The sequence below is a fragment of the Variovorax sp. YR750 genome, assembly GCF_900109805.1.
Taxonomy (GTDB): Bacteria; Pseudomonadota; Gammaproteobacteria; order Burkholderiales; family Burkholderiaceae_C; genus Variovorax; species Variovorax gossypii.
Genome location: NZ_FOBJ01000002.1, coordinates 90,588 through 115,236 on the forward strand (window position 1 = coordinate 90,588; position 24,649 = coordinate 115,236).

22 protein-coding genes are annotated in these 24,649 nt (G+C 68.4%); 13 read left to right on the forward strand and 9 right to left on the reverse strand.

Annotated elements, in window-relative coordinates:
• Window positions 1-243: 243 nt before the first annotated feature.
• Complete coding sequence (locus BMY35_RS03930) at window positions 244-708, forward strand: adhesin (protein WP_093195705.1); 465 nt, start codon at window positions 244-246, stop codon at window positions 706-708.
• An 87-nt stretch (window positions 709-795) separates the two neighbouring features.
• Here the strand turns inward: BMY35_RS03930 and BMY35_RS03935 are convergent, their stop codons facing one another.
• The 5 genes from BMY35_RS03935 to BMY35_RS03955 form a co-directional block, all read right to left on the reverse strand.
• A complete protein-coding gene (locus BMY35_RS03935; protein WP_093195706.1) occupies window positions 796-1,239 on the reverse strand; it encodes a MaoC family dehydratase in 444 nt (147 codons plus the stop codon).
• A 10-nt stretch (window positions 1,240-1,249) separates the two neighbouring features.
• Window positions 1,250-2,542, reverse strand: coding sequence for a benzoyl-CoA 2,3-epoxidase subunit BoxA (gene boxA, locus BMY35_RS03940; RefSeq protein ID WP_093195707.1), 1,293 nt, complete (start codon window positions 2,540-2,542; stop codon window positions 1,250-1,252).
• A gap of 130 nt (window positions 2,543-2,672) precedes the next feature.
• Window positions 2,673-4,100 carry a benzoyl-CoA 2,3-epoxidase subunit BoxB gene (gene boxB / locus BMY35_RS03945; protein ID WP_093195708.1) on the reverse strand — a complete coding sequence of 476 codons (1,428 nt, stop codon included), beginning with the start codon at window positions 4,098-4,100 and terminating at the stop codon, window positions 2,673-2,675.
• Between the two features lie 31 nt (window positions 4,101-4,131).
• Entirely contained in the window at window positions 4,132-5,808 is a 1,677-nt protein-coding gene (gene boxC, locus BMY35_RS03950; protein ID WP_093195709.1) for a 2,3-epoxybenzoyl-CoA dihydrolase, read from the reverse strand.
• A gap of 259 nt (window positions 5,809-6,067) precedes the next feature.
• A complete protein-coding gene (locus BMY35_RS03955; protein WP_093195710.1) occupies window positions 6,068-7,012 on the reverse strand; it encodes a helix-turn-helix transcriptional regulator in 945 nt (314 codons plus the stop codon).
• Window positions 7,013-7,175: 163 nt separating this feature from the next.
• On the opposite strand from BMY35_RS03955, the gene BMY35_RS03960 reads away from it, so the two are divergent.
• The 11 genes from BMY35_RS03960 to BMY35_RS04010 all read left to right on the forward strand — a co-directional run bounded on the left by BMY35_RS03960 (window position 7,176) and on the right by BMY35_RS04010 (window position 19,548).
• A complete protein-coding gene (locus tag BMY35_RS03960; protein WP_093195711.1) occupies window positions 7,176-7,670 on the forward strand; it encodes a 4-hydroxylaminobenzoate lyase in 495 nt (164 codons plus the stop codon).
• Window positions 7,671-7,793: 123 nt separating this feature from the next.
• Complete coding sequence (locus BMY35_RS03965) at window positions 7,794-9,344, forward strand: 3,4-dehydroadipyl-CoA semialdehyde dehydrogenase (RefSeq protein WP_093195712.1); 1,551 nt, start codon at window positions 7,794-7,796, stop codon at window positions 9,342-9,344.
• A gap of 31 nt (window positions 9,345-9,375) precedes the next feature.
• On the forward strand, window positions 9,376-10,995 hold the full coding sequence (locus tag BMY35_RS03970; protein WP_093195713.1) for a benzoate-CoA ligase family protein: 1,620 nt from the start codon (window positions 9,376-9,378) through the stop codon (window positions 10,993-10,995).
• 148 nt (window positions 10,996-11,143) lie between these two features.
• Complete coding sequence (locus tag BMY35_RS03975) at window positions 11,144-11,947, forward strand: alpha/beta fold hydrolase (protein ID WP_093195714.1); 804 nt, start codon at window positions 11,144-11,146, stop codon at window positions 11,945-11,947.
• The gene (locus tag BMY35_RS03980; RefSeq protein WP_093195715.1) at window positions 11,944-13,125 is read left to right on the forward strand and encodes an ABC transporter substrate-binding protein; all 1,182 of its coding nucleotides are present in this window, start codon (window positions 11,944-11,946) and stop codon (window positions 13,123-13,125) included. Before BMY35_RS03975 ends, BMY35_RS03980 begins: the two co-directional genes overlap by 4 nt.
• Before the next feature lie 146 nt (window positions 13,126-13,271).
• Window positions 13,272-14,144 (forward strand): branched-chain amino acid ABC transporter permease, encoded by an 873-nt coding sequence (locus BMY35_RS03985; RefSeq protein ID WP_093195716.1) that lies wholly within the window; start codon window positions 13,272-13,274, stop codon window positions 14,142-14,144.
• Window positions 14,141-15,100, forward strand: coding sequence for a branched-chain amino acid ABC transporter permease (locus BMY35_RS03990; protein ID WP_093195717.1), 960 nt, complete (start codon window positions 14,141-14,143; stop codon window positions 15,098-15,100). The genes BMY35_RS03985 and BMY35_RS03990 overlap by 4 nt, the downstream gene beginning before the upstream one ends.
• A gap of 124 nt (window positions 15,101-15,224) precedes the next feature.
• On the forward strand, window positions 15,225-15,971 hold the full coding sequence (locus BMY35_RS03995; RefSeq protein WP_093195718.1) for an ABC transporter ATP-binding protein: 747 nt from the start codon (window positions 15,225-15,227) through the stop codon (window positions 15,969-15,971).
• A gap of 1 nt (window position 15,972) precedes the next feature.
• Window positions 15,973-16,674, forward strand: coding sequence for an ABC transporter ATP-binding protein (locus BMY35_RS04000; RefSeq protein WP_093195719.1), 702 nt, complete (start codon window positions 15,973-15,975; stop codon window positions 16,672-16,674).
• Window positions 16,675-16,682: 8 nt separating this feature from the next.
• A complete protein-coding gene (locus BMY35_RS04005; RefSeq protein WP_093195720.1) occupies window positions 16,683-17,561 on the forward strand; it encodes a helix-turn-helix domain-containing protein in 879 nt (292 codons plus the stop codon).
• Between the two features lie 106 nt (window positions 17,562-17,667).
• On the forward strand, window positions 17,668-19,548 hold the full coding sequence (locus BMY35_RS04010) for a tannase/feruloyl esterase family alpha/beta hydrolase (protein WP_093195721.1): 1,881 nt from the start codon (window positions 17,668-17,670) through the stop codon (window positions 19,546-19,548).
• Window positions 19,549-19,614: 66 nt separating this feature from the next.
• Here the strand turns inward: BMY35_RS04010 and BMY35_RS04015 are convergent, their stop codons facing one another.
• The gene (locus BMY35_RS04015) at window positions 19,615-20,010 is read right to left on the reverse strand and encodes a hypothetical protein (RefSeq protein WP_093195722.1); all 396 of its coding nucleotides are present in this window, start codon (window positions 20,008-20,010) and stop codon (window positions 19,615-19,617) included.
• Between the two features lie 13 nt (window positions 20,011-20,023).
• Window positions 20,024-20,437: a hypothetical protein gene (locus BMY35_RS04020; protein ID WP_093195723.1), complete on the reverse strand. Its 414-nt coding sequence runs from the start codon at window positions 20,435-20,437 to the stop codon at window positions 20,024-20,026.
• 161 nt (window positions 20,438-20,598) lie between these two features.
• Between BMY35_RS04020 and BMY35_RS04025 the strand changes: the two genes are divergently transcribed.
• Window positions 20,599-22,530 carry a sigma-54-dependent Fis family transcriptional regulator gene (locus BMY35_RS04025; RefSeq protein ID WP_093195724.1) on the forward strand — a complete coding sequence of 644 codons (1,932 nt, stop codon included), beginning with the start codon at window positions 20,599-20,601 and terminating at the stop codon, window positions 22,528-22,530.
• An 11-nt stretch (window positions 22,531-22,541) separates the two neighbouring features.
• Here BMY35_RS04025 and BMY35_RS04030 read toward each other — a convergent pair whose 3' ends face one another.
• Together BMY35_RS04030 and BMY35_RS04035 are read right to left on the reverse strand one after the other, a co-directional pair.
• The gene (locus tag BMY35_RS04030) at window positions 22,542-23,762 is read right to left on the reverse strand and encodes a glycosyltransferase (protein WP_093195725.1); all 1,221 of its coding nucleotides are present in this window, start codon (window positions 23,760-23,762) and stop codon (window positions 22,542-22,544) included.
• On the reverse strand, window positions 23,759-24,427 hold the full coding sequence (locus BMY35_RS04035; RefSeq protein ID WP_143080641.1) for a TetR/AcrR family transcriptional regulator: 669 nt from the start codon (window positions 24,425-24,427) through the stop codon (window positions 23,759-23,761). The genes BMY35_RS04030 and BMY35_RS04035 overlap by 4 nt, the downstream gene beginning before the upstream one ends.
• Between the last annotated feature and the right edge of the window lie 222 nt (window positions 24,428-24,649).

Here is a 24,649-nt window from a genome sequence, read left to right on the forward strand (position 1 = left end):
AGGGGCTTTCGAAGACGAAGACGCATCGGCCGTCGCCTCGCATGTCCTGCGCCCCGGCCCCTGGGCAATGAGGCGGGGGCTAACGTCCGAGCCCCCGATTCCGCCGACAGCCGATTCCCACACGTTCGGGCGACTGTGGCGCACATGGCGACAGATCCCGACCCGGCCATGGTTGCCCCCGAACCGATCGAACCCCGGTCGGTTCATTGAAACGTGACCATGCAACGAAAGGAACAGTCACCCATGAAGCAGCAAAAGCAACACAACCGCATCGTCCTCGGCGCCCTGCTCGCAGGCCTGCTGGCCATCGGCGGCGCAGCCCAGGCGCAAGGCGTCGGGGTCGGCGTCGGGGTCAATGCCGACGTGAATGCGTCGGGCTCCGGCACGGGCGCACGCGGCAACGCGGGCGCGGCGACCGGTGCCAATGCGGGTGCCAGCGCGAACACGAATGCCGGCGGCGCTGCAGGCGGCGCGGGCAATGCAGTCGGCGGCCTGGTGAACGGTGCGACCGGCGCCGTCGGCGGTGCCACCAATGCGGTCGGTGGAGCCACGAACGCCGTGGGCGGCGTGACCAACACCGTGGGCGGCACGCTCGAGGGCGCAACCGGTGCTGTCGGCTCGGCCGGCGGCGCGGTGAAGGCACCTGCCGTCGGCACGAAGGCTCATGGCAAGGCCCAGGGTTCGGGCGCGGTCGACATCAAGAAGTAACGACGACTTCGGCCCGATGAGAAAGGCCCGCGGTGCCGGTGCGCCGCGGGCCTTTTTCTCGTTGTTTCGTCTCGTTGCTTCTTTCTGTCAGTCGGCCGGCTTGAGCTTGAACAGGCTCGTGACCTCAGCGTCGAGCACCATCAGCTCGCGCTGGTTGAAGAGCCGCCAGCGCCAGCGCAGGATGCCGAGCGTCGGGCGCTTCTCGGAGCGGCGCACCTCGATCACGTCCGCCACCAGCCGCAGCGCGTCGCCCGGCCTTGCCGGGTTGGGCCAACGCACGTGCTCCAGTCCCGGCGACGCGAAGGATTCGGAACCGGCGAGCGCAGCCCCCACCACCAGCTTCATCGCGATGGAACAGGTATGCCAGCCGCTCGCGATGAGCCCGCCGAAAGGGCTGTCGGCAGCCGCGTCCGCATCGGTGTGGAACCACTGCGGGTCGTAGGCCCGCGCGAACTGCACGAGCTCGGCCTCCGTGAGCACATAGGGCCCGGCCTCGATGACCTGGCCCGCGTGGAAGTCGGCGAACTTCATTCGCCGCAGCTCAGTACGTTTCGAGGTGCAGGCGGCCTTCGCGCTTCAGCGCGGCGCCCACCGTGTCCCAGTCGAGCCCCGCATCTTTGGCCACGTCGCGCAGCGCGAGCACCACGCCCTCTTCCATGCTCTTCAGGCCGCACACGTAGAAGTGGCTGGCGCCGTCCTTGAGCAGCGCGGCCAGGTCGGCGGCGCGCTCGCGCATCAGGTCCTGCACGTAGCGCTTGGGTTGCCCCGGCGTGCGCGAGAACGCGAGGTTGATGTCGATGAAGTCCTTGGGCAGCGACTGCAGCGGGCCGAAGTACGGCAGCTCCTGCTGCGTGCGCGCGCCGAAGAACAGCATCAGCTTGCCGCCCTCGAACTTGCCGCTCTTGCGCAGGCGGCGGCGCCACTCGGTCATGGCGCGCATGGGGGCGCTGCCGGTGCCGGTGCAGATCATCACGATGTGCGAGCGGGGATGGTTCGGCATCAGGAACGAGGAGCCGAAGGGCCCCACCACCTGCACCGTGTCGCCCACCTTCAGATCGCACACGTAGTTGGAGCACACGCCGCGCACCGGCTCGCCCTCATGGTCCTCGGTCACGCGCTTCACGGTGAGCGAGACGTTGTTGTAGCCGGGCCGCTCGCCGTTGCGCGGGCTGGCCACCGAATACTGGCGCGCATGGTGGCGCTTGCCGATGGCGTCGACGCCCGGCGGCACGATGCCGATCGACTGGCCTTCGAGCACCGGGAACGGCAGCACGCCGAAGTCGAGCACGATGTGGTGCGTCTCGCTGTCGAAGCCGGCCTCGGTGCAGTTGAAGTTGCCCACCACGGTGGCCGTGGTCGGAGTCTTCGGCGGAAAGAGGTTGGTGTAGGCGTGCGCCGCCGACCAGGGCGGCACGGTGGCGCCGTACTGCGCGGAGTTGAAGGCCGGCTCCAGCGATTCGACCGCCGCCTGGGCCTGTGCCTGCGTCTGCGCGGGCACCGCGGCTTCAGGGTCGCCCGCCACATCCGCCGAAACGCCGGCCGCCTCGAGCTCTTCAGGCGAAAGCTCCGCCGGCAGCGATTCCCACGTGAACTGCTCCTCGATGGAATACGCACGCACCAGCGGCATGGTTCGCCAGTTGTCGATGGAGCCCGTCGGGCACGGCGAGATGCAGGCCATGCAGCCGTTGCAGATGTCGGCCCGCACGACATAGTTGTTGTCGTCGTGCGTGATCGCGTTGACGGGGCAGGTGGCCTCGCAGGTGTTGCAGCGGATACAGATCTCGGGGTCGATCAGGTGCTGCTTGATGATCCCGGCTTCGACGGCCATGTCCATGTTGTTCTCCTAGAGCCCTCCCCCGCTGGGGGAGGGTTGGGTGGGGGCACGCGGCGCTTGTCGTGGTCACGCTGCTTGCCCCCATCCCAGCCTTCCCCCAGAGGGGGAAGGAGCAATACCCAAATACCAATCAACCGAAGCGCACGTACTCGAAATCGACCGGCTGCCGATTGATGCCCATCACCGGCGGCGAGATCCAGCCCGCGAACTTGCCCGGCTCCACCACGCGGCCCATCAACGATGCCACGAAAGCGAAGTCTTCGGCACTGGGCAACCACTCGTCGCGCTTGGCGGCCCATTCCATGTCGTTCACCACGCGGCCTTCCGGCGACATCTTGATGCCGGCGAGCGCGCCGATCTGGCGGTTGAAGGCCTTGTGCGGCACCACCAGGCGGGTCGGGATGCCGGCCTTTTCCAGCACCTTGTTCCAGCGGCCCACGCCGGCCACCGAGTCCTTGATGAAGTCGTCGCGCAGCACTTCGTTGAGCGCGTTGAGCATCGGCACGTCCTTCTCGACGAGCTGGCCGTCCTTCACCTCGAGCACCTTGTAGGTCTGGCCCTTGAGCACGTGGTCGTCGGTGCGCTTGCCTTCCTCGTAGCGGCCCTTCAGGCCCGAGCTGTAGAAGATGGCGGCGTTGCTCGACTGGTCGGCGCCGAACAGGTCGATGGTCACGCTGTAGTGGAAGTTCAGGTAGCGCTGGATGGTGCCCAGGTCGATGCAGCCGGCCGCGCGCACCTTCTGCGGGTCGTCGGTCTTCAGTTCGTTCATGACCTGCGCGGTGCGCGCGATGACGCGCGACACGCCGCTCTCGCCCACGAACATGTGGTGGGCTTCCTCGGTCAGCATGAACTTCGTGGTGCGCGCCAGCGGATCGAAGGCGCTCTCGGCCAGCGCCGACAGCTGGAACTTGCCGTCGCGGTCGGTGAAGTACGTGAACATGAAGAACGCGAGCCAGTCGGGCGTGCGTTCGTTGAAGGCGCCCAGGATGCGCGGGTTGTTCTCGTCGCCCGAGGTGCGCTGCAGCAGGGCCTCGGCTTCCTCGCGGCCGTCGCGGCCGAAGTGCTTGTGCAGCAGGTAGACCATGGCCCACAGGTGGCGGCCCTCTTCCACGTTGATCTGGAACAGGTTGCGCAGGTCGTACATGCTGGGCGCGGTCAGGCCCAGGTGGCGCTGCTGCTCCACCGACGCGGGCTCGGTGTCGCCCTGCGTCACGATGATGCGGCGCAGGTTGGCGCGGTGCTCGCCCGGCACGTCCTGCCAGGCCTTCTCGCCCTTGTGGTCGCCGAAGTGGATCTCGCGGTTGGCGTCGCCCGGGTTCAGGAAGATGCCCCAGCGGTAGTCGCGCATCTTCACGTGGCCGAACTGGGCCCAGCCCTGCGGGTCGACGCTCACGGCCGTGCGCAGGTACACCTCGTGGTTGGTCGAGCCCTCGGGGCCCACGTCGTCCCACCAGTTGATGAAGTTCGGCTGCCAGCCCTCGAGCGCGCGCTGCAGCGTGCGGTCTTCGCCGAGGTTGACGTTGTTGGGGATCTTCTCGCTGTAGTTGATCGTGCTCATCGTTGTTCCTTGGGTTGTGCGGACTGCCAGTTCAAACGCGGTTCAGGTCGAAGCCAGCCTTCTGGCCGGTGCCGTAGACCTTCAGCGCGCCCTTCTCGCCGACTGCGTTCGGGCGGTTGAAGATCCAGTTCTGCCAGGCCGAGAGGCGGCCGAAGATGCGGGTGACCATGTTCTCCTTGCTCGCGAAGCGCAGGTTGGCTTCCAGGCCGGTGAGCGAGTCGGGCGACATCGCGGCGCGCTCCTCGATGGCGATGCGGATCTCGTCGTCCCAGTCGATGTCGTCGGGCGCTGCGGTCACCAGGCCCAGCTTCAGCGCCTCGTCGGCGTCGAGCGCCTTGCCGGCGGCGGCGCGCGCGGCTTCCAGCGGCGCGGCCTCTTCATAGAAGCGGCGTTGCAGGCGGCTCTGGTCGTTCACCATCGGGAAGAAGCCGAAGTTGAATTCGTCCAGCGTGAGCTTCGGAGCGCGCTCGGCGTCGTCGGGCAGTGCGAGCATGTAGGTGCGGTCGGCCGCGAAGGCCAGCTCGGCCAGCGTGCCGGCGAAGCACGAGCCGGCGTCCACCAGCGCGAACAGGCTGCGCGAAGAAACATCGAGGCGAGCCAGCGTGCGACGCAGCGCGCCGATGGTTTCGCGCACCAGCCAGTGGTCCTTGTTGGCGAGCATCACCGCGTCCGAGGCGAGCACGGCGGCGGCGTCGCCCTCGGTCTTGAGCAGCCAGGTGCCGACGTCGAGCTCGTTGGTGCGCAGGTTGAGGATGGCGTCGTCGAGCTCGCGGCACATCGCGAGCGGCCACCATGCGGCGCCCGCCGCCTCGATGGCGGCGATGTCGGCCGGCTGCGCGCCGGTGGGCGCCTTCACCGTGATGGTGGCGGTGCGCTTGCTGCGGTCGATCTGCACATCGACGTTCGCATACGAGATGCCGTCGGCGCTGTCGGTGCGTTCGATGCGCGTCAGCGCCACGCCCTTGCCGTTGGCGGGGCGGTCGCTGCCGGCGGCGAGCTGCGAGGCGCGTTCCTGCACGGCGGCGGCGAACTGCGCGGGCTTGGCCACGGCGTCGACCAGGCGCCATTCGACAGCGCGCTGTCCGCGCACGCCTTCGACGCTGGTGCAGAAGATGTCGGCGAGGTCATGGCGCACGTGGCGCTTGTCGGTCACGCGGGTCAGGCCGCCGGTGCCGGGCAGCACGCCCAGCAGGGGCACTTCGGGCAGCGACACGGCGGAGGAGCGGTCGTCCACCAGCAGGATCTCGTCGCAGGCCAGCGCCAGCTCGTAGCCGCCGCCCGCGCAGGCACCGTTCACGGCCGCGAGGAACTTCAGGCCCGAGTGCTTCGAGGAGTCTTCGATTCCATTGCGCGTCTCGTTGGTGAACTTGCAGAAGTTGACCTTCCAGGCATGGGTGGAGACGCCCAGCATGAAGATGTTGGCGCCCGAGCAGAAGATGCGGTCCTTGCCGCTGGTGACGATCACGGTGCGCACCTCGGGGTGCTCGAAGCGCACGCGGTTGAGCGCGTCGTTGAGCTCCACGTCCACGCCCAGGTCGTAGCTGTTGAGCTTGAGCTTGTAGCCGGGGCGGATGCCGCCGTCTTCCGCGATGTCGAGCACGAGGCGCGCGATGGCGCCGTCGAAGCTCAACGACCAGTGGCGGTACTGGCCGGGTTCGGTGCGGTAGTCGACGCGCTGGGGCGCCTGGAGCGTGGTGGTGTCGGTCATGCGGAAGTCTCCTGTGGGGCAGTGTTCGGAAACCGTGAACAGGAAAGATAGTGCACTTTCTTGCTCCGATGACATGCATCATGCTGCATGCAATCAGGCAAGTCAATGCCTGCTGCACTTTTTTTCAGATTTCAGCCCGATTCAGGCTCCCGGGGACTTTTCCAGGAACACCGCGGAACCGGCTTTGCCGGGGCCGCTGGTGTTGCCCCCGGAAGGGGGTTGGCGTAGCGACACGAAGTGCGCGAAGCCTGGGGGTGAGCTAAGCGAGCCCCATGGACTGCCGGGCGACCGCCCGGAGTGCCTGGAAGCTCTGCGACAGGGTCTTGCCGCTGGTGTCCACCGACAGGTCGGCCTTCGAATAGAAGGCGGCGCGGCCATTCAGGATGCGGCGCAGGTCTTCCATCGCTTCCTTGCTGGCGGCCATCGGGCGGGTGTCGCCCTGGGCGGCCACGCGGCCCATGTGCTCCTCGGGCGCGGCCTGCAGCCACACGGTGGTGCAGTGCGCGAGCAGCTCGTTGAAGGTGGCCGGGTCGGAGACGATGCCGCCGGGCGTGGCGATCACCACCTCGCTGTAGATCTGCACCGCCTCTTCCAGCGCGCGGCGCTCGTAGCGGCGGTAGGCGTTGGTTCCGTACAGGTCGTGGATCTCGCGCACGCTGCAGCCAGCGAGCTTCTCGATCTCGCGGCTCAGCTCGATGAAGGGAATCTCCAGGTCCTCGGCCAGCATCTGGCCCAGCGTCGACTTGCCCGCGCCGCGCAGCCCAACGAGCGCGATGCGCCGGTGCCGCGCCGGGTCGACCGAGGCGGTGCCCAGCAGTTCGCCGATCGCCACGCGCACGCGACGCAGGTCGGCTTCGCTGCGGTTCTCGAGCAGCTCGCGGATCAGCAGCCACTCGGGCGAACTGGTGGTCACGTCGCCCACCAACTCGGCCAGCGAGCAGTGCAGCGCGCCGGCCACCTGCTGCAGCACCAGGATCGACGCGTTGCCGATGCCGTATTCGAGATTGGCGAGGTGGCGCTCCGACACGTCGGCCGCGATGGCCACCGCCTTGCGCGTGAGGCCGCGCTGCGCACGCAGGTTGCGCACGCGGTCGCCCAGCGCCGCGAGCAGCGGATTCTTCGCCTCCCCGGCGGGCACGGCACCGTTGCCGCCATTGCCGCCTTCCAGCGCGGCGGCCAGCGCCGCGTCTACATGCTCATTCATGCAATTCCTCGTTCTTCGCCGGGATTGTGCTCGCTCAGGGTAAACACCATAGATGCACTATATTGCTTGACACTCATTGTCTCGATGCTTATTGTTCGGCCACACGCAAGATACTGCACACACAGTGATCCTGCAAGGTAGTTCCAAAGTTCGAGGCCCCACGATGTCCGACAGCAGCAGCACTCCCGCCTCCGGCAAGGAAGCATTCCACCAGCTGATCGCCGGCCTGACCGCCGAAATTGCCGGCAGGCCGCTCGACGGCGAGCTGGACCGGTGGCTCAACGCCAACCACGGCGCCGGCAGCGCCAGCTTCGATCGGCTGCGCCAGGCTTGCATCGGCGGCGTCGCCGAAGGCTGGCTCTGCGAGCGCGAAGGCGGCGGCATCAAGTACGGCCGCGTCTTCAAGGCCGAGGACGCCCTGCACCGCTTCTCGGTCGACGTGGTCGACATGCAGGACATCGCCGGCCCGCACCACACGCATCCCAACGGCGAGATCGACCTGATCATGCCGCTCGACGGCGCTGCCGCCACCTTCGACGGCCGGCCCGCGGGCTGGTGCGTCTACGGGCCCGGCACCGCGCATCGCCCGACCGTGGCCAGTGGCCGCGCGCTCGTCCTTTATCTACTGCCCGAGGGGCAGATCAAGTTCACCGTATGAAGCACTCCCCCAGGCTTGCCCACTTCGTGTGGCCGCCAACCCCCTCGCCGGGGGCAACACCAGCGACCCGGCAAAGCCGATTCCGCGGTGTTCCCCGAATCCGCCCACGTTGAGACCCATCGAATGACCGAGCTTCTTTCCAACTACGTCGCCGGCCGCTGGCAAAGCGGAACGGGCGCCGGCACTCCCCTGTTCGACCCGGTGCTGGGCACCGAGCTCGTGCGCGTCGACGCCACCGGCCTAGACCTCCCCGCCGCCTTCGCCTTCGCACGCGAACAGGGCGGCAATGCGCTGCGCGCCCTCACCTACCGCCAGCGCGCGGGACTGCTCGCCGCCGTCGTGAAGGTGCTGCAGGCCAACCGCGACGCCTACTACGAGATCGCCACCGCGAACTCGGGCACGGTGAAGAACGACTCGGCCGTGGACATCGACGGCGCGATCTTCACGCTCGGCCAGTACGCCAAGTGGGGCGACGCGCTCGGCGACGTGCGCGCGCTGCGCGACGGCGACGCCGTGAAGCTCGGCAAGGAGCCGGTGTTCCAGTCGCAGCATCTGCAGGTGCCGACGCAGGGCGTGGCGCTCTTCATCAACGCCTTCAACTTCCCCTCGTGGGGCCTGTGGGAGAAGGCCGCGCCCGCGCTGCTGTCGGGCGTGCCGGTGATCGTGAAGCCTGCCACCGCCACCGCCTGGCTCACGCAGCGCATGGTGAAGGACGTGGTCGACGCGGGCGTGCTGCCCGCCGGCGCGCTCTCCATCGTCTGCGGCAGCTCGGCCGGTTTGATGGATGCGCTGCAGCCCTTCGACGTGGCCTCGTTCACCGGCTCGGCCGAGACGGCGGCCGTGATCCGCTCGCACCCGGCCGTGGCCCAGCGCTCGGTGCGCGTGAACATCGAGGCCGACAGCCTCAACAGCGCCCTGCTGCTGCCCGGCGCCGCGCCCGGCAGCGATGCCTTCAACCTGCTCGTGCGCGAAGTGGTGCGCGAGATGACGGTGAAGTCGGGCCAGAAGTGCACCGCCATCCGCCGCATCCTGGTTCCCGCTGAGCTGTACGACGCCGCGGCCGAGGCCATCGGCGCGAAGCTCGCGGGCATCAGCGTCGGCAATCCGCGCAACGAGAGCGTGCGCATGGGTTCGCTCGTGAGCCGCGCGCAACTGGACTCGGTGCGCGAGGGGCTGGACGCGCTGGCCGCGCAGACTACCGTGCTGCACGACGGCCGCGACAAGCCCCTGGTCGACGCCGACCCGACCGTCGCCGCCTGCATCGCCCCCGTGCTGCTGGGCGCGCGCGACGCCGACGCCGCGCAGCGCGTGCACGACGTCGAAGTGTTCGGCCCCGTCGCCACGCTGCTGCCATACCGCGACCTCGCACACGGCATCGCGCTCGCCCACCGCGGCCAGGGCTCGCTCGTCACCTCTCTATATGGAAGCGACGACGCGGCGCTGGCGCAGGCCGCGCTCGCCGTAGCGCCGAGCCACGGCCGCGTGCACGTCATCACGCCCGAGGTGGCGCAGGCCCACACCGGCCACGGCAACGTGATGCCGATGTCGCTGCACGGCGGCCCCGGCCGCGCGGGCGGCGGCGCCGAGCTGGGCGGACTGCGCGCGCTCGATTTCTATCACCGCCGCGCGGCGGTGCAGGCAAGCCCCGGCGTCCTCGCCGCGCTCGGCCTCTAGAAGAAGAAACACGGCCGAAGGAGACAAGACCATGACACTGCCCCCACGATTCAACTTCGCCGGACATCTGTTCGACCTCAACCGCGAGCGCGCCGCGCGCGCCGCCTACATCGACGACCGCGGCACGCTGAGCTACGGCCAGCTCGAAGACCGCTCGCGCCGGCTGGCCGCTGCCCTGCAGGCCGCCGGCATCCGGCGCGAGGAGCGCGTGCTGCTGCTGATGCTCGACGGCAACGACTGGCCCGTGAGCTTCCTGGGCTGCCTCTATGCCGGCGTGGTGCCGGTGGCGGTCAACACGCTGCTCACGTCCGACGACTACGCCTACATGCTCGACCACAGCCGCGCTCAGGCCGCGCTGGTCTCGGGCGCGCTGCTGCCCACGCTGCAGGAGGCGATGTCGCGCGGCGGGCACGAGGTGCGCGCGCTGTTCGTGTCGCAGCCCACCGGTGCGCTACCCGAGGGTGCGCAGGAGTTCGACGCAGCGCTCGCCGCCGCAGAGCCGCTGGCGGCCCCGGTGACGACCGCATCCGACGACCCGGGCTTCTGGCTGTATTCGTCCGGCTCCACCGGCAAGCCCAAGGGCACGGTCCACACGCACGCCAACCTGTGGTGGACGGCCGAGCTCTACGGCAAGCCGGTGCTCGCGCTGACCGAGGACGACGTCTGCTTCTCGGCCGCCAAGATGTACTTCGCCTACGGCCTGGGCAATGCGCTGACCTTCCCGCTCTCGGTGGGCGCCACCGTGGTGCTGATGGCCGAGCGCCCCACGCCCGACGCCACCTTCCGGCGCTGGGTCGGAGATACGGGCCCCCAAGGCGCTTCGCGCCTGCCCCCCGAGGGGGCTGCATCGGCTTGGGGCGGCCCGGCGCCGATGCGGCCCACCGTGTTCTTCGGCGCCCCCACCGGCTTCGCCGGCATGCTCGCCTCGCCGAAGCTGCCGGCGCGCGAAGCGGTGGCGCTGCGCATGTGCTCCTCGGCCGGCGAGGCACTGCCCGGCGAGATCGCCCAGCGCTTCAAGCAGCACTTCGGCTGCGAGATCATCGACGGCATCGGCTCCACGGAGATGCTGCACATCTTCATCTCCAACCGCCCCGGCGACGTGCGCTACGGCACCACCGGCCGGCCGGTGGAAGGCTACGAGGTCGAGCTGCGCGGCGAGGACGGCCGCCCCGTGCCCGACGGCGAGGTGGGCGACCTCTACATCCGCGGCCCCAGCTCGGCGCTGATGTACTGGAGCAACCGCGAGAAGTCGCGCGAGACCTTCCAGGGCGGCTGGACCAAGAGCGGCGACAAGTACACCCGCGACGCCGACGGCTACTACACCTACGCCGGGCGCAGCGACGACATGCTCAAGGTCAGCGGCATCTACGTCTCGCCCTTCGAGGTCGAGGCCACGCTGATGCAGCACCCCGCCGTGCTCGAGGCGGCGGTGATCGGCAAGGAAGACGCCGACGGCCTGACCAAGACCAAGGCCTTCGTGGTGCTGAAGGACGGCAGCACGGCCACCGAGGAAGAGCTGAAGGCCTTCGTGAAGGAACGCCTGGCGCCGTACAAGTACCCGCGCTTCCTGGAATTCGTGGGCGAGCTGCCGAAGACCGCCACGGGCAAGATCCAGCGCTTCCGCCTGCGCGAGAAGGAAAAGCAGGCATGACGCGCGCCCTTTCTTTCTCCCTCCCCCTCTGGGGGAGGGCCGGGGTGGGGGCATCGGCCCTCGTACACGCACAGCCTTTGCAGGCGCCGCTTGCCCCCATCCCAGCCTTCCCCCAAAGGGGGAAGGAGAAACAGCCGGGAGCAACACCATGAGCACGGAGTTCGCCAGCATCGACTGGCGCGGCCGCACCGTGCAGATCGAGTGCCAGTGGATCGCCCCCGAGCGCAGCGATGCACCGCTCGTCGTCTTCCTGCACGAGGGCCTGGGCTCCGTCGCGATGTGGAAGGACTTTCCCGCGCGCGTCTGCGAAGCCGCCGGCGTGCGCGGCCTCGTCTTCTCGCGCCCCGGCTACGGCCGCTCCACTGCGCGCGCCGACGATGAAATCTGGGACGTCGACTTCATGCACCGCCAGGCGCACGAAGTGCTGCCCGCACTATTCGCCGCGCTCGGGCTCGGCCACGAGAAGCCCTGGCTCTTCGGCCACAGCGACGGCGGCTCGATCTCGCTGCTGTACGCCTCGCGCTTTCCGGACAAGGTGGCGGGCCTCGTGGTGCTGGCGCCGCACATCTTCGTGGAGGACGTGACCGTCGCGAACATCGAGAACGCGCGCACCGCCTACCTCGGCACCGACCTGCCGCAGAAGCTGGGCCGCTACCACGACAGCGCCGACTCGGCCTTCTGGGGCTGGAACCGCATCTGGCTGCACCCGCCATTTCGCGACTGGAACATCGAGAAAGAACTCGACGCCATCCGCTGCCCCGTGCTCGCCGTGCAGGGCATCGACGACGAGTACGGCACCCTCGCGCAGATCCGCGGCATCGCCGCGCGCGTCAGTGGTTGCGAGCTGCTCGAAATCCCTGAATGCGGGCATTCCCCGCATCGCGATCAGCCGGATCGTGTCATCGTCGCGGCCACTTCCTTCATCACCAAAAACCGGAGAGAGACATCATGACCATTCGCACCGCCTCGACCATCCGCCTGGCCCTCACGGCCATCGCATTCGCCTCGCTGGCGACGGCCGCTGCGGCCCAGGGCACAGGCAAGCTCAAGGTCGGCCTGATGCTGCCCTACAGCGGCACCTACACCGCACTGGGCGTGGCCATCGAGAACGGCTTCAAGCTCTACGTCGACGAACAGGGCGGCAAGCTCGCCGGCCGCGAGATCGAGTACTTCAAGGTCGACGACGAGTCCGACCCCGCCAAGGCCACCGACAACGTCAACAAGCTCATCAAGCGCGACAACGTCGACGTGATCGTCGGCACCGTGCACTCGGGCGTCGCGATGGCCATGGCCAAGGCCGCCAAGGAAAGCGGCACCGTGCTGATCGTGCCCAACGCCGGCGCCGACGCCGTCACGGGCCCGATGTGCGCGCCCAACATCTTCCGCAGCTCGTTCAGCAACTGGCAGCCGGCCTACGCCATGGGCGAAGTGGCGGCCAAGCAGCAGGGCAAGAAGAAGGCGATGACCATCACCTGGAAGTACGCGGCCGGCGACGAGTCGGTCAACGGCTTCAAGGAAGGCTTCGAGAAGAACGGCGGCAAGGTCGACAAGCAGCTCACCCTGCCCTTCCCCAACGTGGAGTTCCAGGCGCTGCTGACCGAGATCGCGGCGGCCAAGCCCGATGCGGTGTACGCCTTCTTCGCGGGCGGCGGCGCAGTGAAGTTCGTCAAGGACTACCAGGCCGCCGGCCTGAACAAGACCATTCCGCTGTACGGCCCCGGCTTCCTGACCGACGGCACGCTCGACGCGCAGGGCGAATCGGCCCAGGGCATGCTCACCACGCTGCACTACGCCGACGGCCTGAACACCGCGCGCGACAACGCCTTCCGCGTGGCGTACGCCAAGTCGTTCAAGCTGCAGCCCGACGTGTATGCCGTGCAAGGCTACGACGCGGCGCAGATGCTGGGCGTGGGCCTGAACGCCACCAAGGGCGACATCTCGAAGAAGGCCGAGTTCGCGGCCGCCGTCGAGAAGGCCAAGATCGACAGCCCGCGCGGCACCTTCACCGTGAGCAAGGCCCACAACCCGGTGCAGGACATCTACCTGCGCAAGGTCGACGGCAAGGAGAACAAGCTGGTGAGCACCGCGATCAAGGGCCTGGCCGACCCCGCTCGCGGCTGCAGGATGTAAGGCTCACCCCCAGGCTTCGCTCACTTCGTGTGCTGCGCCAACCCCCTTGCAGGGGGCGACACCTGCGGCCCGGCAAAGCCGGTTCCGCGGTGTCACGCGCAATGCACTCCCATTGAACAACGATCCCGCCCAGAGAGAACCTCCACGTGGATTTCGGAACCTTCCTGGTCCAGTGTCTGAACTCGGTTCAGTACGGACTGCTTCTTTTCCTCGTGGCCTCGGGGCTGACGCTGATCTTCGGGATCATGGGCGTCATCAACCTCGCCCACGGGAGCTTCTACATGATCGGCGCGTACATGGCGTTCTCGCTCGCGCCTGTATTCGGCGATCAGTTTTTGCTGATGCTGGTGGCCGGCGTGGTGCTGGCGGCCGTCTTCGGCTACCTGCTCGAATGGGCCTTCTTCAGCTACCTCTACCAGCGTGACCACTTGCAGCAGGTGCTCATGACCTACGGCCTGATCCTGGTGTTCGAGGAACTGCGTTCCATCCTCGTGGGCAACGATGTGCACGGCGTGAAGGTGCCCGCGTGGCTCGACGGCAGCTTCGCGCTGGGCAGCGTGATGAGCTATCCGTGGTACCGGCTCTTTGCCTCGGCCGCCTGCATCGTGCTGGCCGTGGGCCTCTATTGGGTCGTCAACCGCACGCGGCTGGGCATGATGATCCGCGCCGGCGCGAGCAACCGCGACATGGTGCGCGGCCTCGGCATCGACGTGAAGCGGCTCTACCGCATCGTGTTCGCCGCGGGCGTGGCGCTCGCGGCGCTGGCCGGCATGATCGCCGCGCCGATGTCCTCGGTGTATCCCAACATGGGCGCGAGCGTTCTCATCATCTGCTTCGTGCTGGTGGTGATCGGCGGCATCGGCTCCATCACCGGCGCGCTGGTGGCCTCGCTGCTGGTGGGCTTCGTCGACACCTTCGGCAAGGTGTTCTTCGCCGACTTGAGCGGCATCGGCATCTACCTTCTGATGGCCATCGTGCTGATCTGGAAGCCCGAGGGGCTGATGGGGAGGCGGCCATGACAGCCATGAAGAAGGGAGCGTTCCTCCTGCCCGTGGCCTGCGCGGTCGCCATCGGCGTCGCCGGCCCGTTCATGGGCAACTACGCATCGGACTTCATCGTGAAGGTGATGATCCTGTCGATCTTCGCGCTGAGCCTGGAGCTGCTGGTGGGCATGACCGGCCTCGTGAGCCTGGGCCATGCGGCGTTCTACGGCATCGGTGCGTACGTCACCGTGCTGGCCTCGGGCAACGAGGGCGGCAACTTCGCGCTGCTGCTGCCGGCGGCCATGGGCGCGGCCGGGCTCTACGCGCTCTTCGTCGGCGCGCTGAGCCTGCGCACGCGTGGCGTGTACTTCATCATGGTGACGCTGGCCTTCGCGCAGATGGCCTTCTTCGTTTTCCACGACACCAAGGTGGGCGGCGGCAGCGACGGCATCTACATGTACGTGCGGCCCGCCATCGGCGCGCTCGACATGGAGAACCGCACGGTGCTGTTCTACGTGGTGCTGGGCTCGCTGGTGTTCACCTACGCGCTGCTGGCGCTCATCCGGCGCTCGCGCTTCGGCGCGGCGCTGGCGGGCATCCGCGTGAACGAGCAGCGCATGCGCGCCGCCGGCTTCGCGGTGTACGGCTACAAGCTCGCGGCCTTCGTGCTGGCGGGCGCGCTGGCCGGGCTCGCGGGCTTCCTGCTGGCCTCGCGCGACGGCGTGGTCAACCCGGAGCTGATGGCCTGGCACAACTCGGGCGAGGTGCTTCTGATGGTGATCCTCGGCGGTCTCGGCCACCTGCGCGGCGCGGTCATCGGCGCGGTGGCGTTCACGCTGCTGAAGGAGATCTTCTCCACGCATGCCGTGATGGGCCCGCTGGCCGACCACTGGCAGCTGACGCTGGGGCTGACGATCATCGTGTTCGTGGCGCTGCTGCCCAAGGGCCTGATCGGCCTGGTTCAGCGCCTGTCGCCGAAGGGGGCTGCATGACTTGCACGATGACTTCCTCCCTCCCCCGCTGGGGGAGGGCCGGGGTGGGGGCACGCGGCGCCTCCATCGAGCGCCCTGCCTGCCCCCATCCCAACCTTCCCCCAAAGGGGGAAGGAGCAAGATCATGAGCGCACTTCTCTCCGTCGAAAAACTCACACGCCGCTTCGGCGGCCTCACCGCCGTCAACGCCGTCACGCTCGACCTGCACGTGGGCGAAGTCCACGCCGTGATCGGCACCAACGGTGCCGGCAAGTCGACGCTCATCAACATGCTCTCGGGCGAGATCGAGGCCAGCGAGGGCCGCATCACGCTGGCCGGCACCGACATCACCGCCCGCGCGCAGTGGAAGCGCGCACGCGACGGCGTGGGTCGCAGCTACCAGCGCACGACCATCTTCCCGGAGTTCAGCGTGCACGAGAACTGCCGGCTCGCCGCGCAGGCCGCGACGCCGAAGCCCTGGGCCTTCTGGCAGTCGTCGCAAAGCTGCGCCACCAGCAGCGCCTCGGCCGACGCGGCGCTGGAGGCCGCCGGCCTCGCGCACGAGGCGCAGCGCGTCGCCGGCACCATGAGCCACGGCGCGCAGCGACAGCTCGAAGTGGCGATGTGCCTCGCCACCAACCCTCGCGTGCTGCTGCTCGACGAGCCGCTCGCCGGCATGGGCGCCGAGGAAACCGACCGCATGCTCACGCTGCTCGCGCGGCTGAAGGCCACGCACGCGATCCTGCTGGTGGAGCACGACATGGACGCCGTGTTCCGCATCGCCGACCGCATCACGGTGATGGTGAACGGCACCGTCATCGCCACGGGCAACCCGACCGAGATCCGCGAGAACCCCGAAGTGCGCACCGCCTACCTGGGGGAGGACCACTGACATGCTGATAGTGCGCGACCTCAACACCTACTACGGCAACAGCCACATCCTGCGCGGCGTGCATGCCGGCATTCCGGCGGCCACCTCGGTCGGCCTGCTCGGGCGCAACGGCATGGGCAAGACCACGCTGATCCGCACCATGATGGGCTACGTGCGCCCCGCCTCCGGCGAAGTGCAGGTCGACGGCCGCACCGTCACCGGCCTGCCGCCCGAGAAGATGGCGCGTCTGGGCATCGGCTACGTGCCCGAAGGGCGCGGTATCTTCCCGAACCTGTCGGTGCGCGAGAACCTCGTGATGAGCGAGCGCGCGGGCATCGACGGCCGGCGCGAGTGGACCTTCGACCGCGTGATGGCCACCTTCCCGCGCCTGGCCGAGCGCCTGTCGAACGGCGGCCAGCAGCTCTCGGGCGGCGAGCAGCAGATGCTGTCCATCGGCCGTGCGCTCATGACCAACCCGCGCCTGCTGATCCTCGACGAGGCCACCGAAGGCCTCGCGCCGCTGATCGTGGCCGAGATCTGGCGCGTGATCGGCGAGATCCGCGCCACGGGCATCGCCACGCTGATCGTCGACCGCGACTACCGCAAGGTGCTCGCGCACACCGACCTCGCGGTGGTGATGGAGAAGGGGCAGATCGTGCGGCACGGCGCATCGGCGGACCTGCTGGCCGAGCCGCACGCGCTGGAGGAACTGCTCGGCGTGTAGGCCTCGCCATGACGCGCGAGATCAGCCTCCTCGACGCATCGGGCAAGCCCCTGCCCTTCGACGGCAGGATGCTGATGAATGCGCAGGCCACCTCGTGGCAGGGCTTCGCGCTGGAGGTGCGCGCGATGTCGGGCGACGGCGAGAACCCGGCCTGCTACAACCCGCATCCGCTGATCGGCCTGTGCGTGCGCGGCCATGTGAAGGGCGCGATGACGCGGGGGCGGCGCGTCCACTCCTTCGAGGCGCATGCCGGCGGCATGTTCATCTTCGAGCAGGGCTACGAGGTCGACCGCGCGACGTGGAGCGGCGAACTCACCGAGACGATCGTGCTCGAGATACGGCCCGAGGCGCTGCGCAGCCTCATGCCCGAGGGCGACGGCGAGCTGCACCTGCAGACGCACCTCTCGACCACCGACGCGACGCTGTCGGCGCTCGTCATCGCCATGCGCGACGAGGTGGAGCGCGGCTGCAGTTCGGGCCGCCTGCATGCGCAGGGCCTGTCGATGGCGCTCGCGAGCTACCTGCAGAACCGCTACGGCGCCACGGGCAACACGCGGCGTCCGCGCGGACGGCTCTCGCAGAGCGACCTGCGCAGGGTGTACGACTGGGTCATGCAGCACCTGTCGGAAGACTTCGGCATCGACGAGCTAGCGGCCGAGCTGCAAATGAGCGCGGTGCACTTCACCAGGCTCTTTCGCGCCAGCACGGGCTCGACGCCTTACCGCTACGTGATGGAGCAGCGCGTGCGCCATGCGCTGTCGCTGCTGGGCGGCAGCCTGTCGCTCGCGGAGATCGCGCAAGCCGTGGGCTTCTCGAGCCAGGCGCACTTCACGCAGGTGTTCCGCCAGATGGTGGGCACCACGCCGGCACGCGCGCGGCGCGGGTAAGTCCCGGTGAGGGGTGAAGGAATCCTGCAAGCGGTGATCGCATGTCGATATACCGCGGCGGAGGGCGCGGGCAAATTCATGTCTCTACATAACAGGAGACGAGAAGATGCCAACACCCACGCCAGCCGCCCGCGCGGCGACCGCCCTCGGCCTGAGCCTCGCAGCAGCGGCCGTGCTCACCGCATGCGGCGGCAGCAGTTCGTCCGGCCCCGCCGTTCTGCCTTTCGTTCCCGCGCCGGCGCCGCCTGCCGCCGCACCGGTGGCGCTGGCCTGCGACGAAAGCCTGAAGACCGCGTTCAAGCCCGATGCGGACACCACCGTGACCGTGGTGAAGCAGTTCAGGAAAGGCGACGACCTGAACCTCGACGGCAAGGCCTCGGGCACGGTGGCGACCAGCGACGTCTGCATGGTCAAGCTCAACGTCGGACCAGGCCACGCCGGTCCGGCCGATGCGCCCTCGACCTCGCCGGGCATCGGCATCGAGGTGTGGCTGCCTTCGCAGGCCTCGTGGAACAACCGCATCCGCGTGCTCGGCGGCGGTGGCTTCGTGGGCGATGCGGGCATCAGCGCGAAGACTCAGATCGGCGGTGCGAACGCTGCCGCGATCGCAGCCGGTGAAGGCTCGGTGAGCGCGATGACCGACGCAGGCCATGCGTCGAAGGCCCCGCTGCCGTCGGTGGACGGCTCGTTCGCGATGAACCCCGACGGCACCATCAACACCACGCTGTGGACCGACTTCGCGAGCCGCGGCATCCACCAGATGGCCGTCAAGGCCAAGGCACTCGCGGCCGGCTTCTACCAGCGCGACGCGAAGTACGCCTACTGGGACGGCTGCTCCACCGGCGGCCGCCAGGGCCACATGCAGGCGCAGGTGAACCCTGACGACTTCGACGGCATCCTGGCCGGCAACAGCGCGATCAACTGGACCAGCTTCATCACCGCCGAGCTCTATCCGCAGGTCGTGATGCAGCGCGACCTCGGCGGCACGCCGCTCACGCCCGACCAGCTGGCGCTGGTGTCCTCGTCGGCGGTGAGCGCCTGCGACAGCACGCTCACCGGCCAGCACGACGGTTTCATCAGCGACCCCGCCGCCTGCAAGTACGACCCCGCGCAGGACACGGCCGTGCTGTGCACGACCAGCGGCGGCGTCAACACCACCGCCGCATGCCTGAGCACGGCGCAGGCACAGGCCATCAACAAGATCTGGTACGGCCAGACGCGCGACGGCAGCGCACCGGCGCCCGCCAGCGACATCGGCTACGGCGCCACGCTGGCGTCGAACCAGCTCTGGTACGGCCTCACCCGCGGCACCGCCCTCAACAGCCCCGGCGCCCCGGGCTTCTCGCTGGCCGACTCGGTGGGTGGCGTGCCCGCCCCCTTCCACATCGCCGCGCACCAGGTGGCGCTGAACCTGCAGGACCCGACGCTGGCCACGCCGGACTTCATCAACGCCACCGGCAACGGTGCGGACAAGTGGAAGGGCCTCTCGTACGCGCAGCTCGCCAACGCGAGCGACCGCGGCAAGGCGCTGCAAACGGCGTTCGCGAACATCAACGCCGACAACCCCGACCTCGCGCGCTTCCGCGACCGCGGCGCCAAGCTGCTGACGTACCACGGGCTCGCCGACCAGCTGATCCCGAACTCGGGCACCGCCAATTACTACGAGCGCACGGCCAAGGCGATGGGCGGCATCGATGCACTGCAGAAGTTCTACCGCTACGTGGAGATTCCGGCGATGGGCCATTGCGCCGGCGTGGGCTCGGTCAACGGCCTCGCGGGCACGAGCCCCACGGCCAACCCGCCGCTGCCGGCGCAGAACCAGCTGTTCACGGCACTGACCGACTGGGTCGAGAAGGGCATCGCGCCCGACAGCATGGTGATGCAGAACACCGACAAGTCGCTCGCGCGGCCGCTGTGCACCTATCCGAAGAAGATCGCCTACCTGGGCGGCGATGTGACCAAGGCCGAGAGCTTCGCCTGCCGCTAAGGGAGCCGGCGCACGCGCTGGAAGAACTGCTCGGTGTCTGAAGACCAGTACCGGGGTGCTCGAGAGTCAGTCGTCATTTCTTTCCGAGAGCCTTCGTATCTCCGCTTCGGCAATTTCGCGGTGATGTGTTGACTCTTCGAGCAACAGATACTCTTCGTACTTTTCGATGGCCCGTCCGAACTCCCCTGCATCTTCGAACTGGCACGCTTCGAACATGAAGCGCGTCAGCAGCCTGTTGGAATCCGGATATGGTGAAGGCGAGTTCAGATAGGCCGGCTTCAGCTCAGGTCGAAGCAGGTATATCTGCTGTTCGATCTCGAATATCCTGGCAAGGATCTCGCCGATTTGTCCTATGTTTTCACGCACGGGTTCGAGCTTGGCGTCCCGTATCTCGGAAGCCGCACTGTCGAGCAATCTCGCTGCCACGGTAAGAAGCTGATGGATGGATTCCGGCGACGCCATATCAACTGCCGATTCAATAGATCACTTGCGAGGCAGCATCGACTGGCGCTCGCAACCAATAGCACTCCCCCGCCCCCGGGATGGTGCGCACAACGAAGCCTCGTCTCTCCAAGACACGCCGAAGCTTGAGGTTGGGGTTCGCACAATGCACCGCATGAACCCGCCATTCGATGAAAGCCAGGCCCTCACGCCTGGCATAGCGGTTGGCCAGTGATGCCACGCTCGGTAACGCCCCTTCTCCACCGCCATCAATGTGCGCAAGCTCCATGACCAACGCGTCGCCATCCACCTTGAACCGGCCAAGCATGTTGGCACTGCCTGCCTTGAATACGAGCGGCTCATCTCTCAGAACGATGCCCTGAAGCTCTTCATTTGGCAATTGAAGCACTTCGTCGACGGTGTAGCCCTCCAGCAGGATCAGTGACATGCGCGAACTTCCTCAGTAGCTGAAACAGGTAATCGTCAGGAAGCGTAACCGAAGGGTTCCACCACCGGGTTTCACCTCTGTGCTGCGACAGTGCGACAGCCGAATGATGCTTGGCTGCACGGCCTCGGCGTGGCCGTGCCCATCCACTCGCGAGGCTGCGCATGACGTCCCTGCAATCGCGTCACATCGACAACGTCTATTCCATCGCCACCGGCGCGGCGCTGGCCGATCCGGCCCGGAGCCTGGTCCACAAGTCGTGGGCGCGATGCGTGCGCGACCACGGGCTCGATCCGTCGAAGCCGAGCCCCGCGCGCATCCTTCCGGCGCAGGAGGTGCGCGCGCACCAGCAGCAGCTGGAGCACTTCCTGCGCGCCGCGCGCTCGGGCATGGAAGACATCTACCGCCGCGTGGCCGACCTCGGCTACATGGTGCTGCTGACCGACGCGGAAGGCATCACCGTCGACTACATCGGCAACCCCGCGTGGGACGACCAGCTGCGCAAGGCCGGCCTCTACCTCGGCGCCGACTGGAACGAGGCGCACGCGGGCACCTGCGGCGTGGGCACTTGCCTGGTCGAGCGCCAGCCGATGACCTGCCACCAGACCGAGCACTTCGACGCCACGCACATCGCGCTGACCTGCACCACCGCGCCGCTGTTCGACCACAGCGGCAAGCTCACGGCCGTGCTCGACGTGTCGGCGCTGCGCTCGCCCGAGGCCAAGGAAAGCCAGCACCTCGTGCGGCACCTGGTGGCCATCTACGCGCGAATGATCGAGGACGCCGACTTCCTGCGTGCCTTTCGCGGCCACTGGATCCTGCGGCTGGGCAGCGCCTTCGGCCTGGTCGACGTGGCGGGCGAGGTGATGCTGGCCTTCGACGAAGGCGGTACGGTGGTAGGCGCGAACGGCGGCGCGCGGCAGGCTTTCTCCGGGCGCCCGCCGGGCGGCCCGGTATCCGAATGGCTGCACATGCCGATGGATGCGATCTGGCGCATAGGCAACGGCGGCGCATCGGCCATGCCCTTCGCCCACACGGTGCTGCTGCCCGGCGGGGGTGAGTACCACGCGTCGCTGCTGGCGCCGCGCGTGCGGCGCGCCGCCACCCCGGCATCCGCGACGCCGGCCCCACGCCCCAGCGACCGCCTGCCGCCGCTGGAGCGCATCGCGGGCGACGACCCGCAGATGCAGAAGCTGCTCGCGCAGGCACGCCGCCTCGTGGATCGCGGCATCCACGTGCTCGTCGAAGGCGAGACCGGCAGCGGCAAGGAAGTGCTGGCGCGCGCGCTGCACGGCGCGAGCAGCCGCGCGGCGATGCCTTTCGTGGCGGTGAACTGCGCGGCCATTCCCGATTCGCTGATCGAGAGCGAGCTGTTCGGCTACACGCCCGGCAGCTTCACCGGCGGCCGCGCCAAGGGCATGAAGGGCCTGATCGCGCAGGCCGACCGGGGCACGCTGTTCCTCGACGAGATCGGTGACATGCCGATGGCTTTGCAGACGCGGCTGCTGCGCGTGCTCTCCGAAGGCGAGGTGCTGCCGCTGGGCGCCGAGTCGCCGCAGCGCGTGGACATCGCGGTGGTGGCGGCCACGCACCGGCACCTGCCCGGGCTGGTGGCCTCGGGACGTTTCCGCGAAGACCTCTACTACCGCCTGTGCGGCGCGGTGCTGAAGCTGCCGCCGCTGCGCGCGCGCGGCGACATGCGCTACCTGATCGAGGGCATGTTCAACGAGGAAGCCGCGGCGATGTCTTCGCCGGCTCGGCTGTCGGAAGAGGCGATGCAAAGGCTGCTGGCGCACGACTGGCCGGGCAACCTGCGGGAGCTGCGCAACGTGCTGCGGCTCGCGCTGGCGCTTTGCACCGGCGCGAGCGTGAGCGCGCAGGACCTGCAGTTGCAGCCGCGCGCGGACTCTATGGCCAGCGGCAACTGCGACACGGAACCAGATGAAGACGCCGCCGCCGAAACCGGGCGACTGCTCGACGCGCTGAAGCGCCACCGCTGGCATGTAGCGCGCGCGGCCGACGAGCTCGGCATGAGCCGCGCGACCGCCTACCGTCACATGAAGCGGCTGGGCATCGTGGTGCCGCGCCGCGGGTAGCTGCAACAGTCTCAGGTCGCGGCAGGCACGAAGCGCTCGATCGCGGCGACGGCCTGGCCAAGGCCATCTTCCGTGCGCATCCGTTCGCCCAGCGCCCCGGCCCGCGCGCGAACATGTTCATCCTCCGCGAAGGCGATGCCGCGCGCGAGATCGTCCGCCTGCAGGCGCCCACCCGCCACCGCCGCAGGCGCGACGCCGGCCTCCGTCAGCTGGTGCGCCCAGAAAGGCTGGTCGCCCGCGAAGGGCACGACGACCGAGGGCACACCAGCGCGCGCAGCCGAATGACTCGTACCTGAGCCGCCGTGATGCACAACCAGCGCGGTACGCGGGAAAAGCCAGTCGTGCGGCGTGTCGCCCACCACATGGAAATTTGAGGGCAGCTCCTGCGTGTCGATGCCACCCCAGCCGGCGTACAACAGCGCGCGGCGGCCGGCGACGCCGTCGATCACCGCTGTACGCAATCGCTGCCTGTCGAAGCCCGTCATGCTGCCGAAGCCCACGTAGACCGGCGGCTCACCCGCGGCCAGAAAGGCCTGCAGTGCTGGCGGCGCCTGCCAATCCTGCACGGGCGGAATCCATTGGCCGCAGACCATGGCGTTGTCGGGCCAATCGGTCGGCCGTGGCACGAGGCTCGGGGAAACGCCGTAGAGCATCGGGTGCGTGTTCCACATCGCGCGCCGCGGCGGCAGCCTGGCGACCTCCGCGCGCGCGGCGTTGATCGCCGGCCGGAAAGCGCGCCAGAGCATCGCGTTGATGAAATGGTGGCTCATGCGGCGCAGCAGGCGCGGCAACCTGGCAGGCGGCAGGAATGGCGAAGCGAAGGCCGAAGTTGGCGTGAGCGGAAACATGCCCGCCCCGATGGCCGGCACGCGCAGCGCCTCGGCCGCCGAGAGGCCGGTGAAGGCCGCGAGCCCGGAACACACGATCGCATCGCAGCCGCTCGCCGCCTCGATGGTCTGGCGAAGCCACGCCGTGGCATTGGTGTTGGCGATGTCGGCCAGCGCCTTCATGGCCGCCGCCGGACGGTCGCCGAGCGCGATCACGTTTGCCAGCGTGCCCTGGATGTCGCCGGCCAGCGCATGGGAGCGCACGCCCAGCCGCTGCGCCGTGCCGAGCGTGGAGGCATCCGCCAGCAGCACCGAGCTGTGGCCGACATCGTCGAGCGCGCGGCACAGCGCCGCGAGCGGGCGCGCGTCGCCCTCGGTGCCGTAGGTGACGACGGCGATCTTCATGGCTGCGGCCTCCTCCGCGCAGCCTTCGCATCCTTGCCTGCCTGCGCGCCGGCGACGAAGAGATCGGCGATCACCTCGAACTCCTCGCGCAGCACCAGCCCGGGCAGCGTGAGCCAGCGCATCAGCGCGCCGAAGTACAGGTGATGCAGCAGCGAGGCAAGGTGCGCGGACGAGACGTCGGTGCGCAAGGTGCCGTTCTTCTGGGCCGCGGCGATCAGTGCGTCGAAGAGGCCGATGAGATCGCGCGGGAGGTCGTCGCCGTTGCCGCTCTCCGCGCCGCCACCCTGGAGCTCGCTCTCGATGTTGAGAAAGCGGAAGCGGAAATAGTCGAGCAGGTAGTCGCGGTGCTGCCCGGTCCATTCCGCCGACTCCTCGAGCAGGCGGGAAAGCTGCTCGCCGAAGCCCGCCTGCCAGTCGATGGCCGCATGCAGGCGCCGGGTGTCGTCCGCGAGCTTCAGATGCACCCAGTGCGCGAGGATCGCGTCCTTGGTCGGGAAGTGGTTGTAGAGCGTGCCCTTGGCAAGGTCCGACTGCTGGGCGATCTGCTCCATGGTGGTGGCGTCGTAGCCCTGCGACTCGAAGAGGCGCATGGCGATGGCGGCCACGTGGTCGAGCGTCTGGGCGCGCCGGCGTTCGCGGCGGCCTGGGAGTTCGGGTGCTGGCAAGTTGTTGCCCTCTAAATTTGAACGTCGTTCAAGTTTATACGATGCTCAAATTCTGGTGTCCGGCCTTGCTGCGTCGCAGATCCGTCGCAAGACCGTCTCATCCGCGCCGAGACGGCGTGCGACCGATGCGACAAAAACACCGCCAAGTGCTTGATCCGCCGTCACCGGCACCGCGGCACGGAAGCTGCGCAGCCGGCATCGCGCCGCACCTGCCGTGCCGCG